This is a genomic window from Pseudomonas fragi (assembly GCF_002269505.1).
Taxonomy (GTDB): domain Bacteria; phylum Pseudomonadota; class Gammaproteobacteria; order Pseudomonadales; family Pseudomonadaceae; genus Aquipseudomonas; species Aquipseudomonas fragi_D.
The window spans coordinates 1-13,597 of sequence record NZ_NQKQ01000018.1; the positions used below are offsets into that span (position 1 = coordinate 1).

The 13,597-nt window shown below is 52.9% G+C and carries 14 protein-coding genes; all 14 read right to left on the reverse strand.

The features are described 5' to 3' along the window. Nucleotides 1–41 precede the first annotated feature (41 nt). Nucleotides 42–371, reverse strand: coding sequence for a hypothetical protein (locus tag CJU81_RS23845; protein ID WP_141232611.1), 330 nt, complete (start codon nt 369–371; stop codon nt 42–44). 260 nt (nt 372–631) lie between these two features. Beyond that, complete coding sequence (locus CJU81_RS24255) at nt 632–766, reverse strand: hypothetical protein (protein ID WP_254924886.1); 135 nt, start codon at nt 764–766, stop codon at nt 632–634. A 520-nt stretch (nt 767–1,286) separates the two neighbouring features. After that, complete coding sequence (locus CJU81_RS15870) at nt 1,287–1,961, reverse strand: hypothetical protein (RefSeq protein WP_141232612.1); 675 nt, start codon at nt 1,959–1,961, stop codon at nt 1,287–1,289. A gap of 40 nt (nt 1,962–2,001) precedes the next feature. Continuing rightward, nucleotides 2,002–3,417: an HlyD family type I secretion periplasmic adaptor subunit gene (locus tag CJU81_RS15875; protein ID WP_095037405.1), complete on the reverse strand. Its 1,416-nt coding sequence runs from the start codon at nt 3,415–3,417 to the stop codon at nt 2,002–2,004. 50 nt (nt 3,418–3,467) lie between these two features. Then, nucleotides 3,468–5,615, reverse strand: a complete 2,148-nt coding sequence (locus CJU81_RS15880; protein WP_095037406.1) for a type I secretion system permease/ATPase — start codon at nt 5,613–5,615, stop codon at nt 3,468–3,470. A 155-nt stretch (nt 5,616–5,770) separates the two neighbouring features. Continuing rightward, nucleotides 5,771–7,186 (reverse strand): TolC family outer membrane protein, encoded by a 1,416-nt coding sequence (locus tag CJU81_RS15885; protein WP_095037407.1) that lies wholly within the window; start codon nt 7,184–7,186, stop codon nt 5,771–5,773. A gap of 399 nt (nt 7,187–7,585) precedes the next feature. Further along, on the reverse strand, nt 7,586–7,981 hold the full coding sequence (locus CJU81_RS15890; RefSeq protein ID WP_095037408.1) for a hypothetical protein: 396 nt from the start codon (nt 7,979–7,981) through the stop codon (nt 7,586–7,588). Nucleotides 7,982–7,983: 2 nt separating this feature from the next. Beyond that, entirely contained in the window at nt 7,984–9,186 is a 1,203-nt protein-coding gene (ccmI, locus tag CJU81_RS15895; protein ID WP_095037409.1) for a c-type cytochrome biogenesis protein CcmI, read from the reverse strand. Continuing rightward, nucleotides 9,179–9,655 carry a cytochrome c-type biogenesis protein gene (locus tag CJU81_RS15900; protein ID WP_095037410.1) on the reverse strand — a complete coding sequence of 159 codons (477 nt, stop codon included), beginning with the start codon at nt 9,653–9,655 and terminating at the stop codon, nt 9,179–9,181. The genes ccmI and CJU81_RS15900 overlap by 8 nt, the downstream gene beginning before the upstream one ends. Then, entirely contained in the window at nt 9,652–10,188 is a 537-nt protein-coding gene (locus CJU81_RS15905; RefSeq protein WP_095037411.1) for a DsbE family thiol:disulfide interchange protein, read from the reverse strand. Before CJU81_RS15905 ends, CJU81_RS15900 begins: the two co-directional genes overlap by 4 nt. Next, the gene (locus CJU81_RS15910; RefSeq protein WP_176464855.1) at nt 10,185–12,170 is read right to left on the reverse strand and encodes a heme lyase CcmF/NrfE family subunit; all 1,986 of its coding nucleotides are present in this window, start codon (nt 12,168–12,170) and stop codon (nt 10,185–10,187) included. The genes CJU81_RS15905 and CJU81_RS15910 overlap by 4 nt, the downstream gene beginning before the upstream one ends. Continuing rightward, nucleotides 12,170–12,631: a cytochrome c maturation protein CcmE gene (gene ccmE / locus CJU81_RS15915; protein ID WP_016781527.1), complete on the reverse strand. Its 462-nt coding sequence runs from the start codon at nt 12,629–12,631 to the stop codon at nt 12,170–12,172. The genes CJU81_RS15910 and ccmE overlap by 1 nt, the downstream gene beginning before the upstream one ends. Further along, the gene (gene ccmD / locus CJU81_RS15920) at nt 12,628–12,804 is read right to left on the reverse strand and encodes a heme exporter protein CcmD (RefSeq protein ID WP_016781528.1); all 177 of its coding nucleotides are present in this window, start codon (nt 12,802–12,804) and stop codon (nt 12,628–12,630) included. The genes ccmE and ccmD overlap by 4 nt, the downstream gene beginning before the upstream one ends. Continuing rightward, nucleotides 12,801–13,559 (reverse strand): heme ABC transporter permease, encoded by a 759-nt coding sequence (locus CJU81_RS15925; RefSeq protein ID WP_176464856.1) that lies wholly within the window; start codon nt 13,557–13,559, stop codon nt 12,801–12,803. The genes ccmD and CJU81_RS15925 overlap by 4 nt, the downstream gene beginning before the upstream one ends. Nucleotides 13,560–13,597 lie beyond the last annotated feature (38 nt).

The following is a 13,597-nucleotide window of genomic DNA, read 5'->3' on the forward strand; positions in this document are numbered from 1 at the left end:
TCGGTACTCAAGTGTTTGTATTGGGTAGACATGGCAACACCTTACATCAGGTGTTGCACTTGTTCCTTGAGACCGCCCTGCCTCCCTTCAAAAATCGCGTCTTGATTATATTCCCCGAATATAGAGACCAAATAAATAGACACCATCGAATCACTAATAATCTTGGAATTAACAATTTTCATATCTGGATAACTCACATCCAGAGTTACAACACTCCCCCCGTTATAGCGTACATACTTACACTCTTCCGCTGAAGTATTTAGCCTGTATGAAAGTTTTGCCTGCTGACCTTCGAACAAAACACACTCAGCCAATACTGAACATGAAAAAGCAGACAGCGCAGCAAGAATACCAACCCTATGCACATTCATACTGACCTCTCTTAAATCGTGATATTACGACGTAAATATTATTCATTTTTCACTTTAGACAGAACAAAACGTTTTGTATTTTCAACTATCCCCTGCCAATACGTCATCTCATCAAACGAAAACCTGACTCTCACAAAAGTTTCGAACTCATCAAGAAGAAAATATCCTTCACAGTCATCTAGCTGATCATTTTTTGCGTGCTCGATAACACTCAAACAAAACAGTCACCTCACCATTAATTTCTGACCAATAGTAGCGATTCATAAAATCCGTAAAACATTATCACTACGATCAGCAGAAAAAAGATTAAGCCCGACTGCGAAACTCTTATCTTTAGCACTTAAAACAGCTCCACTCCGACCGGCCAACGCATAAAATCCAAGCTTACGACTCATGAAATTATCTCTCTTTACTAACAGAGTTACAGCGACCTCCAATATTGATTTTTCGTCTCGCTTGGCAAAATAATCCTCAGACTTGACAATTTTAAATCCAGGTCATGAAACCGTTAAATCCAATAATCTAAGATTGGCATCACAGCCCTTTTAATTTAAAATAAAATCTTTATCCCACGAGTTCTTTCCCTCGTACTCAGGCCAGAACACGATATACTTCCCGGTCAATTCAATAACGATTCCCGATATCATCCCGCACGCAACGTAAGAATTGGATGGCTGATAATTTTCATAGCGCTCAGCATCTTCATATGAAACATATTGAGCGCTAAACATAATAAACAATGCCGGCACATAGTACATTAGCAAAAGACCTGCAGCCCCGACTCTCAACAACTGCCAGATCACGACATAAAGTATTGAAAAATAATACTTCAACCCTCTTCGACACCTCTTCATATCTTCCTCTGCAAGCACAACTGAGACGCAGTGACGCCGAAGGTTCTCATTCAACCTTTATTTATTCAGCTGCCGGCACGAAAGTCTCAGGGAACAATCTGTATATATTGTCGTCAACCCAACTATTAGCGTCACGGGCCATTTTCCAATGAAGCACTGTATCAAGCAGTGTGTCGCGATCAAGGTATCGATTGAGCCCCGCTACAGTTTGCATAAGCGCGCCCCCCATATTTTTAATATACTCCATACGGCTATTGCCGGTTACTTGAACAAAATCCTGCCCCCAACCGAATGGGTATGGAAGTTGGTCATATAGGGTGCCAGGCCAGTGCCACCTTTCCAAGTTAAACCCCTGAACCGTTGCATTTATGTCCGCTTCAATCAACTCGTGCACAGCGAGGATGCCACCCTCCTCTAAAACAGTGTGCGCGATGCTTTGCGCCAAACCATCTGAAACAACTTGAAATTCCTTATCGGTCAAGAATCTGCCCGTCGTTGCAACCGCAAACTTGATCGACCCTCTCGTCCAATCACTCACAAAACTCCGGTCATCCGCATTTATAGATCCAGCACTGGATAGCCATGCAGATAATTTTTTAAGTTCTGTCAGAGTCTGTTTATCAGTTCGCTCCTGTATGATTACGATTAAAAAAGCCATGAAAAATAAGCCGATCAGCGTAACTGCTATTTTTACTTTCATATAAAACCGCCATTTAATAGACTGAAACTGAAACACGGAACATCCACCAGGCACATTGAGAAAACTTCTGCTTTAATTAACGTTCTCTCAGGCTTTCATTTATATGCTGCTGCAAAGGGCTGAGAAAGTAATCAATCACACGCCGATGATCAGTTTTTACTTCCGCTGTCACGGACATTCCCGGGGTTAACGCAACGCGCTCCCCCTTCACTAACAGTCTGTCAACTTTAAGTCGAATACGGCTGCTGTAAACTCGACCCCGTTTTTCATCCTCAATGGCATCATTAGAGATGCTGACGACCTCCCCTTCAACGGTTCCATATTTGGTAAAGGTGAAGGTTTCAACTTTAAGCGTGACCGCCTGCCCGGGCCGAACAAACCCCACGTCTTTATTTTCCAGCATGGCCTCAACTTCCACAGGCTGGCCAGTCGGCACAATCACCATCAGTTGTTGCGCTGGCGTAACGACCCCGCCGACGGTATGGATAGCAAGTTGCTGGACTGTGCCATCTACGGATGCCCTGAGTAAGGTCAGGTGCTCTTGATACGTGGCCTGGGTCAATTGTTGAACCAGGCTTGCTTCTTTCTGATTGGCTTCTTGCTGCAAATCGAGCATGGCACGACGGGTTTGAGCCACAACCCCTTCCCGTCTTCGGCTGGCTTCACTGTGCGCCGCAGTGGACTGCAAAACGCTCGCTTGCTGAACACCGAGTTGGCGCTGGAGGTCCAGGCGCGCGTGTTCCTTTTCCAGGTACTCGTGCCTTGCCACAAACTGCTGTGCCAATAGCTGCTTGTAGTCTTCTGCCAACCGAGTAGCTATCGGTAAGGTTCTCTGCAAGCTGGAAACTTGAGTTTTGGCTGACTGAATATCCGCGCTTCGTTGAGCAATTTCAGCGTCCACCAGATCTATCTTGCTTCGATACTCCTGATATTGCCCTTGCAACCAACGCTGGGCACTCAGCACTTGCTCCTGGGTGGCACCTTGAATCAGACCAATAAGCGGTTCAGGAGCTTTTTGATGATTGATCGCCTCCAGCATTGCTCCACCACGCACACTGTCTATGCGTGCCGCTAATAGATCCCCCTTCACTCGCTTGACTTCAGCATCTGCTGAAGTGGAGTCCAGTTCGACCAGCACCTCGCCTGCTTTAACTTCCTGACCATCGCTGACATGAATCGCTGTGACCACTGCAGTTTCACTGGGCTGGATCACTTTGGTCTTGCCACTGGGCACAACTTTCCCTGGAGCGACGGCAACGACTTCGATTTTTCCAAGGCAGGCCCAGATCAACGCCAATGTGGCGAAAGAAATAATGCTCCACATAAACACACGCGGCGCAGGGTGTACTGGTTTGTCCTGTAACTCTAATGCAGCAGGTAAAAATTGAATTTCATGAGCCAGGCGTTTTGGGGCATCCATGGTTTTACGGCTACGCCATGTCTCGCGCCAGGCACAGCGGTAGCGTTGCAACAAATCAGATCGAGCACTCATACAGACCATCCTTTGAGGACATACACATTCAGGGTGCGTGCCACAGAGACTTATCCCTGTTGCATTCGATGCAACCGAGCGTAGTGCCCCTCCTCAAGAGTCAGTAAATTTGTATGGGTGCCCTGCTCAACAATTTGCCCTCGATCGATCACAAGAATTCGATTCGCATCCCTTACAGCTGATAAGCGGTGAGCAATAATAATGACCGTGCGGCCCTTGCAAATAAGCTGCATGTTTTGCTGAATAAGCCTCTCGGATTCATAGTCCAGAGCGCTGGTCGCCTCATCAAAAATAAGAATCCGTGGATTTCCGATTAATGCTCGAGCGATCGCCACCCGTTGCCGCTGACCACCCGATAATGAAGCCCCATGTTCACCGACCACGGTGTCGTAACCCTCAGGTAACTCCAGAATAAATTCGTGTGCGCCGGCCATTTGTGCCGCCTGCATAACAACTTCAAATGGAGTACCTGGATCAGTCAATGCAATATTTTCGCGAACAGTGCGGTTAAACAGCATATTATCCTGAAGCACCACACCGATCTGACGACGTAAAGAAGATGCATCAGCCAATGCCAAGTCCATGCCATCCACTAACACCCGGCCACGTTCAGGCACGTACAAGCGTTGGAGCAAACGTGTAATCGTGCTTTTTCCAGAACCCGAGCGCCCTACCACACCAATAACTTCGCCAGCGGTGATGTGGACACTAATACCGCGAAGCACTTCAGAACCGTCCGTACGATAGCGAAAATATACTTGATCAAATTCAATATGCCCTTCAAGGGCAGGCAAGGCACTGCGATTACCTTGGGACAATTCAGTTGGCGTATTTAGAATGTCGCTCAGGCGTTGAACTGAGACACCCGTTTGTTGAAAGCTGGCCCACAACTGGGCCATTCGCATGATGGGTTGTGCGACTCTGCCTGCAAGCATATTAAAAGCAATCAATTGACCGACCGTGAGACTACCGTCAATGACCAATCTGGCACCCATCCAGAGCGTGGCTACTGTAACTAACTTACCAATCAAACTGACTGATTCATTGGCCAGCATTGAGAGGTTTTGCGTTTTAAACCCTGCAGCAACATAAGCTGCCAATTGGTTATTCCAGGTACGAATAACCTGTGGCTCAACAGCCATGGATTTAACCGTATCAATACCGTTTACGGTTTCAACCAAAAAAGCCTGATTTTCGGCTCCGCGGCTAAAACTGTCCTGCAGTCGTGCCCGCAGGACAGGCGTAATAAGCGCTGAAATCAGCACATACAGTGGCAGTGAGAACAATACTATCAGTGTTAACCAGACACTGTAGTAGAACATAACGGCGATGAATACGACCGAGAACATCACATCCAATACCAACGTTATCGAGTTCCCCGTCAGAAAACTACGAATATTTTCCAGTTCACGCACACGTGCGACAGAATCGCCTACTCGACGAGCTTGAAAGTAGGCCAGTGGCAAATTAACCAGATGCTTAAAAAGCCTAGCGCCCAATTCCACATCAATTCGGCTCGCCGTATGGGCAAATATATAGGTACGCAAACCACTCAATGCTGACTCGAATAACATGATGACTAAAAGGCCAATGGCAACGACATCCAATGTAGTCAGACCATGGTGCACAAGTACCTTATCCATCACCACTTGAAAAAAAAGCGGTGTCAGCAGTGCAAAAACTTGTAGCACAAAAGAGACCAATAGCACTTCACCCAATAACTTCCTGTACTTGACGATTGCAGGGATAAACCAGGTAAAATCGAATCGGGAAGTTTCTCCAGGACTACCTGCTTCAGACCTGATCAATATTAATTGACCGTTCCATCGGCTGCGTAACACTTCGACACTGATGATATTTGCCCGCTCATCACAGGGATCATGAATAAGAATTTTACCTTGATCTTGATCAACCCTGGCAATGATAAAGAAACGCCCATTACCATCAATGGCTATAGCAGGCAACGGGGTATTAGCGAGTCGGACAAGCGTCGTCGTGACCAACCTGGATTTCAATCCAAGCTTTCTCGCGGCCAGCAGCAACTCATCAGGCGTGAATAACTTATTTTCAAACTCATACGCTATTTGTTCAGCCGATGCAGCCACATTATGAAAGCGGGCCAACATTACTAAACAAACCAGACCGGCATCCAGTTGAGGAGAAGCAGTTGCATATCCAGATTGTCCATTTTCGTCCATAGAGCCGCCCGCTCTCTTTTGCAGAGAAAATACATTACATTAATATTTTGAATATCAAGAACAGTTACAAAAAGCTCAAACAATCGAACTCTTGCTCAGGTGATAAAATCTCAACACCCACACACAACTGGCCAAACAAGAAAACAGAAAAGCCCTTACCAGCTCAACACCGCTAGCCGGGGGGGGAGAAAATCACGATCCGGATCATAACCCTTGTTCATAAACATTGTCAGCGACGTCAAATCTGCAGCATTCAATACACCTGCAACCTGCTTCAAACTTAGCGTATTAAATACATAATCATATCGCGCATTATTGTATTCTCTGACAGCACCATAAAGCTGACGCTCAGCATTAAGCACGTCCATGAGACTGCGCGAGCCCAACTCGCGCCCCCGCACAGTTGCCAAGAGTGATGACTGACTGGACAGGATACTTTGCCGTCTTGCAGCAACCTGTTCGACATCCGAATTAATGGCACGATGAAAATTTCGGGTATTTTGCACCACCTCACGCCGTCGATCATCTCGCTGATCCTCACTTTGTGCCAACCGCTCCGTCGATTCGCGAACTTTCGAACGCGTCATCCCTCCTGAATACAAAGGAATATTTAGTTGCAGCCCAATGCTATTTCGCGAAACATCACCTCGATATTCAGGAGCACCAACCCCAGCAGGGTTGCTATAGCCAAAACCGTCGTTATCTCCCTTGCGATAAGATGCCACCATATCCAGGGTGGGTGCAAAGCCAGCTTTTTGCTGCTGATTGGTACGTTCGGCAGCAACTACCGCAAAATTACTGGCCAACAGTGAAAGGTTTTGCTGCAGCGCCTTCCCAACCCAAAACTTTGCGTTATTGGGTGTTGGCGCCTGTACCGGCAAGTGGTGATCAATACCTTCGATTGACGAATATTCGTGGTTAGTGAGTCGCACCAAGGCTTCAAATGCATCGTCAACCTTACGTTCTGCCAGCTTTCGATTTGCATTGGCAGTGTCATAAGCTGCCCGTGCATCCAAAACATCGGTAATACTGGAGGCACCATGGACAAGCCGTCCTTGTGCCTGCTCTTGCTGACGCTTTAGTGCCGCCTCCTCGGCTCTCGAGGCTGCCAATGAGTCCAGTGCACGTAATGTATCTAAATAGGCCTGTGCCGCACCAAGAATCATCCCTTGCTCTTTTGCACGCAGCTCCAGTTCGGCCCGTGCTGTGCTGGCCTGTGCGGCGTCGAGTTGAAGCCAGCGATCGAGACGAAACAGGGGTTGATTAATGTCAGCATGAAATACCGATTGGCTTCGCGCTCGCGAGAACTCCGGTTCTTCCATCGCCAAACGGACAGACTCAAGTGATCCACCGATACTGAGTGCAGGCAGCAACCCTGCCCTGGCCTGCGGAACGGTTTCGCGAAGAGCCATATACTCATGACGCGCGGCTGACAGCTTCGCATCATTAACAATTGCTTGTTGATAAACCGTTATTAAGTCTGCGCGCTTATTATTTTGCTCAGCGCTGACAGTGCCAGCGACCATCATGATGACCAGACAAAGACCAAAAAGATATTTAACCAGAAACATAACATTTCACCTTCTTTTGCAAGGCAATACAAACAATACAAACTGCGATAAACAACACTCCGCTCAGCCCAACAGCTACTTAAACAAGACATATCGCTACCAACCTTAAAATCAAACTTAGTACAAATCCCTCACCCATTCAAACAAAACACCGTAATTTCAGACCCAACCTACAGATAGAGAAGTACCGCTCCTGATTAAGGTGCGAAACTTCTCAAACAAGCTAATTAATTTCCGACAAACATACCGGAATATATAATTCGGCCTATTCATCTCTTGCTAGATCTAAACGCAATCCTGTTGTCTGCCTATATTTCGGCGCTTGGCTTGCAGCAAGGCCCTGCGCGACAGACATGGTGTGCAAAACAAAAACGGCGACCCGAAGGTCGCCGCTTGGCTTTACTTGAACTGCCGACTCAACCCCGGCGGTACGCCGCTGATATCGGTCTCTTCCCACGGCCCGTTGGGGCTCACAGCGCGGCTCCAGCCGTTGTCCCAGCGGTAGTAGGCGCGCTGGCGGTAGAAGACGTTGGTCTGGTTATCCAGCACATACACGCCCATGCGCGCATCCCAGTGGCTCGGGCCGCCGGGGGGTGGCGCGAAGGTCGCCGAGGTGCGCGGCAGCGGTTTTGGCGCCTTGGGTATCGGCATGTCCGGCAGAGGTTTACCTGACGGCTGGGGCGTCGGCTGCGGCACCGGCGTGGAGGGCGCAGGCGGTTCGTAAGGCTGGTGAACCGCACAAGCGCTCAAGCCTAAAGCCAGTGTGAGCAAGGTGATGCGTGCAAGTGGATGCATGTCTATTTATCCGGACTATCGATGGTCAGCTGTTGCAGCTCTTTAGTGCTGCTGGACAGCGGCTGGCTGCGCCCTACCCACTCGCCTGCTGTCGGCTGGCCAGCACGGGAGATGCGTGCCATTAATTGGACTTCAGGAAAGTTCGACAGTTTCAATTGCGGCAGCATTGCATCGACATCGCCCAGTTCAACGGTGATCGGCAAATCCGCCACGGTCACGCGCTTTACTGCCAGCGGTGCCGGCGGGCCGGATACCGCACGGGCAAAAATAAACACGCTGTCGCCCGGCAAGGCACTGGCCTTGACCGCATCGGCCAGATCCACGCTGACCTTGATCGAGGCCATCGCCTTGGCCACAGGTGCAGTTTCAACCTTGCCGCCGCTGGCCTGCAGTTGCTCACGGGCCTTGGCAATACCACCTTCCAGCGCCGCGCGGGAAGCATCGCCCTCGGGCAGTTCCGTCATCAACCGTTGCCAGTAGCCAATGGCCTGTTCGAAGCGCTGGTCCTCAAAGGCGGCGATGCCCAGCAGGCCGAGGCTGGTGACTTCCTTCGGGTCGGCCTTCAAGGCTTCATCGGTCAGCGCCTGGATCTTGTCGCTCCATTTTTTATCGTCGGCAAAGTACTGCGCCTGTGCCCACTGGCCCAGCAACTCGGGCTGACGACCGGCCAGGTTGGCCGCGCGTTCGAACACCCTGGCCGCATCCGCCGGACGGTTTTGCGCCATATAGGCACGGCCCAGGAAATACAGGCCTTCAGCCGAATCCGGTTGTGCTGCAGCGGCACGCTCAAGGCGTGCGACCATTTCTTCAAGGGATTGCGGCGGCTGGGAGAATTCGCGGGTCAGTTCGACCTTGTCGCTGGAACCAAAATGCAGGTACAGGCTCAAGCCCAGTACCGGCACCAGCACTGCGGCCAACAACGGAATGGCCTTGCCCAGGCTGGACACCCGCCCCGGCGCCACGCCTTCAGTGTCCGCGAGCAATTCGCGGGCCGCTTCGGCGCGGCCGGTTTCGAACTGTTCAGCGGTCAACACGCCCTCTTCGCGCTGGGCTTGCAACTCGGCCACCCGCTCTTGATACAAGGCAACGTTCAAGGCGGTACGGTCTTCTTCGCGCTGGGCACGGCGCCCGCGCAATACCGGGATCAATAAAAAGCTGAGGGCTATCAGTAGCAGCAAGCCTGCTGCGAGCCAGAAATCAATCATCTTTGGTTTTATCCAGCAAAGTGTCGAGGCGCTTGCGCTCCTCGGCAGAAAGTGTGTCCGAACCTGCAACCTGCTCTGTACGACGACGGCGCCCGACGATGACGCCAATCACCACCAGGCCACCCACCAGCAGGGCCAGCGGGCCAAACCAGAGCACAGCGGTCTTGCTGGTCAGGGCCGGTTTATAGAGCACGAAATCGCCATAGCGGGCGACCATGAAATCAAGGATCTGCTGGTTGTCCTTGCCCTCGCCGAGCATGCGATAGATCTCGCGACGCAGGTCAGTGGCAATAGGGGCGTTGGAATCAGCGATGTCCTGGTTCTGACACTTGGGGCAACGCAGTTCCTTGGTCAGCTCACGAAAACGGTCGCGCTCGGCGTCGTTGGCAAACTCATAGGTGTCGATGGCTGCATGGGCAACCCCGGTCAGGGTCAAACCGAACACCACGGCGGCTAGCCAGCGCTTCATGGTTTGGCCTCGTCAACCAGTGCCTGATATTTACCCGCAAGCTGCTCGCGCCACACGGTCTCGTCGATCACGCCGACAAACTTGTGGCGGATGATGCCCTTGCTGTCGATCAGGAATGTCTCAGGAGCGCCGTACACGCCCAGGTTCAGGCCCAAGGAGCCGTCTGCGTCATTGATGTCTAGCTGATAAGGGTTGTGGAAATCCTTGAGCCACTTTTTCGCATCTTCGTTGACGTCTTTGTAGTTCACGCCATAGATCAGCACACCCTGATCGGCCAGCTTGGTCAGCACCGGGTGCTCGACCCGGCACGAAATGCACCAGGTGGCCCACACGTTGACCAGCGCAGGCTTGCCCTTGAGGTCAGCCTCGGTGAGGGTTTTGTCACCCTCCACCGAAGGCAGGCTAAAGGCCGGGAAAGGCTTGTCGATCATCGCCGACGGCAACTCGGTCGGGTCCAGATACAAGCCTCGGTAGAGAAACCACGCCATACCGAGAAAAACGGCCAGCGGGACCAGCATCAACCAACGTTTCATGCCGTGGCTCCTGTCATGCCCAGTGCTTCACGCACGCGGCTTTTAACCTTGACCCGGTAGCGACGGTCCATCGCTGCCAGCAGTCCACCAAAGCCTGTGAGCAGGCCACCGAACCAGATCCAGCGCACAAACGGCTTCACATGCACCCGCACGGCCCAGGCGCCATTATCGAGCGGCTCGCCCAGCGCAACATAGAGGTCACGGGTGAAACCAGCGTCGATCCCGGCTTCGGTCATCATCGAGTTCTGCACCGTGTACAGGCGTTTTTCCGGGTGCAGTACGCTGACTTCCTTGCCGTTACGGATCACACGCACAGTGCCTTTGTCTGACGTAAAGTTCGGACCCTGGAAGTGCTTGGCACCTTCAAAAATAAAGTGATAACCGCCCAGTTCCATCGATTCGCCCGGTGCCAGGCGCAAGTCGCGCTCGGCACTGTGCTGGCTCGACAACACCACACCCAACGCGCACACGGCGATACCCAGGTGGGCAATCTGCATGCCCCAGTAGCTGCGGGTCAGGCTACGCACGCCTTTGATCAGGCCTTTGTGACGGGTTTTGTCACCGATATCACGCACCCCGGCCAGCAGCACCCAGGCCGCCAGCATAAAGGTGGTCAGTACCGCCCAGTTGAAGTCGCCATAGGCCACCCCGGCAATGGCCGATAGCGCGGCGCTGCCCAGCAATACGGGGGTGAGCATGCCCAACAGCCATTTGACCGGCGTGTCTTTCCAGCGCACCAGCATACCGACTGCCATCACCACCATCAGCAAAGCCATCAGCGGGATAAACAGGGCATTGAAGTAAGGTGGGCCCACCGACATTTTGGCGCCACTGATGGCATCCAGAATCAGCGGGTACAGGGTGCCGAGCAGAATCATCGACGCTGCCACCACCAGGATCAGGTTGTTGCCCAGCAGCAGGGTCTCACGCGACCACAGCTTGAAACTGACATGGCTTTTCACCACTGGCGCACGCAGGGCAAACAGGGTCAGCGAACCGCCCACTACAAACAGCAGGAAGATCAGGATGAATACACCGCGCTCAGGGTCGGACGCGAATGCATGCACCGAGGTCAATACGCCGGAACGCACCAGGAACGTACCCAGCAGGCTCAGGGAAAACGCGGCAATCGCCAGCAGAACGGTCCAGCTTTTGAAAACACCACGCTTTTCGGTCACGGCCAGCGAGTGAATCAGCGCCGTACCCACCAACCATGGCATGAACGAGGCATTCTCCACCGGGTCCCAGAACCACCAGCCGCCCCAGCCCAGCTCGTAGTAAGCCCACCACGAACCGAGGGTGATGCCGATACCGAGGAAGGCCCATGCCACGATGGTCCACGGCCGCGACCAGCGCGCCCAGGCAGCGTCCAGCCGACCACCCAGCAAGGCGGCAATGGCGAACGCGAAGGCCACGGAGAAACCGACATAACCCATGTACAGCATTGGCGGGTGAACAATCAGGCCAATGTCCTGCAACAGCGGGTTAAGGTCGTTGCCATCCGAAGGAATCTGCGGCAGTAAGCGCACGAAAGGATCTGAGGTCAGGATCAAAAACAGCAGGAAGCCGACACTGATCATGCCCATGATTGCCAGCACCCGCGCCAGCATCACTTGCGGCAACTGCCGCGAAAAGATCGACACGGCGAAGGTCCAGCCACCGAGGATCATCGCCCACAACAGCAGTGACCCTTCGTGGGCACCCCACACCGCGCTGAACTTGAAGTACCACGGCAGTGCGCTGTTTGAGTTGCTGGCTACGTACGCCACCGAAAAGTCATCGGCCATAAAGGCATAGGTCAGGCAGGCAAAGGAGAACAACAAGAAGGCAAATTGCCCCCAGGCAGCGGGTTGCGCCAGGCTCATCCACAATTTGTCGCCGCGCCAGGCCCCCAGCAGCGGCACGATGGCCTGCACGATGGCAAAGCACAGGGCCAGAATCATGGCCAGATGGCCCAATTCGGGAATATAGAGTCCAGACATCAGTACTTACCCTCACTTGCAGGCACAGGCGCGGATTGGCCACTTTCGTTCAGCGCCTTGGTCACTTCGGGCGGCATATATTTTTCGTCGTGCTTGGCCAGTACTTCATCGGCCACCACCACGCCCTGGGCATTGAGCTTGCCCAGCGCGACGATGCCCTGCCCTTCACGGAACAGGTCGGGAAGGATGCCGCGATACTGGATGGTCACGGACTTGTTGAAGTCGGTGACCACAAATTGCACGTCCAGCGAGTCACCCGAACGCTTGAGCGAACCGTCCTCGACCATGCCACCGGCACGAATGCGGGTATCCAATGGCGCTTCGCCATTGGCGATTTGGGTCGGGGTGTAAAACAGGTTGATGTTCTGCTGCAAGGCGCTCAGAGCCAGGGCCACGGCAGCGCCGACCCCTACCAGAATCGCCAGGATGATGATCAAGCGTTTTTTGCGCAGCGGATTCACTTCGAATTCTCCCGACGCAAACGACGCGCCTCTTGTTGCAGATAACGCCGGCGCGCCATGATTGGCAGTGCCACGTTCAACCCCAGCACCGCCAGGCAAATGCCATAGGCCGACCAGACATACACCCCGTGATGGCCCATGGCGAGAAAGTCGCCAAAAGAAGCAAAACTCATCGCGCACCCTCCAGAGCTTTCAACACCTCAGCCTTGACCCAGCTGCTACGGGCCTCGCGCTTGAGTACCTCAAGACGCATGCGCAACAGCAGCACCGCGCCAAAGAAGCAATAAAAGCCCAGCACCGTGAGCAACAGCGGCATCCACATTTCCATGGGCATGGCCGGTTTTTCGGTAAGGGTGAAGGTCGCGCCCTGGTGCAGGGTGTTCCACCACTCCACCGAGTACTTGATGATCGGAATATTGATCACGCCCACAATCGCCAGCACCGCGCAGGCCTTGGCCGCGCTGTCGCGATTGGTGATGGCGTTGCCCAGGGCAATCAGGCCGAAGTACAGAAACAGCAGAATCAGCATCGAGGTCAGACGCGCATCCCAGACCCACCACGAGCCCCAGGTCGGCTTGCCCCACACCGCACCGGTGACCAGCGCCACGGCAGTCATCCAGGCGCCAATGGGGGCCGCGGATTGCAGGGCCACGTCGGCGATTTTCATCTTCCACACCAGCCCCACCACACCGCACACCGCCAGCATCACGTAGCAGGATTGCGCCAGCATGGCCGCAGGAACATGTATATAGATGATGCGGAAGCTATTACCCTGCTGGTAGTCCGGCGGTGCAAAGGCCAGGCCCCAGACCACCCCGCAGGTGATCAGCAGCACCGCGGCAATGCTTAACCACGGCAACAGCCGCCCACTGATGGCATAGAACCATTTGGGCGAGCCGAGTTTGTGAAACCAAGTCCAGTTCATCACGCTGCTTCCATCACGGTGCCGGTCACGACAGGTTTGCT

Coding starts and splice junctions, on each gene's coding strand:
- CJU81_RS23845 (WP_141232611.1), bottom strand. CDS start 371: ATGAATGTGCATAGGGTTGGTATTCTTGCTGCGCTGTCTGCTTTTTCA.
- CJU81_RS24255 (WP_254924886.1), bottom strand. CDS start 766: ATGAGTCGTAAGCTTGGATTTTATGCGTTGGCCGGTCGGAGTGGAGCT.
- CJU81_RS15875 (WP_095037405.1), bottom strand. CDS start 3,417: ATGAGTGCTCGATCTGATTTGTTGCAACGCTACCGCTGTGCCTGGCGC.
- CJU81_RS15880 (WP_095037406.1), bottom strand. CDS start 5,615: ATGGACGAAAATGGACAATCTGGATATGCAACTGCTTCTCCTCAACTG.
- CJU81_RS15885 (WP_095037407.1), bottom strand. CDS start 7,186: ATGTTTCTGGTTAAATATCTTTTTGGTCTTTGTCTGGTCATCATGATG.
- CJU81_RS15890 (WP_095037408.1), bottom strand. CDS start 7,981: ATGCATCCACTTGCACGCATCACCTTGCTCACACTGGCTTTAGGCTTG.
- ccmI (WP_095037409.1), bottom strand. CDS start 9,186: ATGATTGATTTCTGGCTCGCAGCAGGCTTGCTGCTACTGATAGCCCTC.
- CJU81_RS15900 (WP_095037410.1), bottom strand. CDS start 9,655: ATGAAGCGCTGGCTAGCCGCCGTGGTGTTCGGTTTGACCCTGACCGGG.
- CJU81_RS15905 (WP_095037411.1), bottom strand. CDS start 10,188: ATGAAACGTTGGTTGATGCTGGTCCCGCTGGCCGTTTTTCTCGGTATG.
- CJU81_RS15910 (WP_176464855.1), bottom strand. CDS start 12,170: ATGTCTGGACTCTATATTCCCGAATTGGGCCATCTGGCCATGATTCTG.
- ccmD (WP_016781528.1), bottom strand. CDS start 12,804: ATGAGTTTTGCTTCTTTTGGCGACTTTCTCGCCATGGGCCATCACGGG.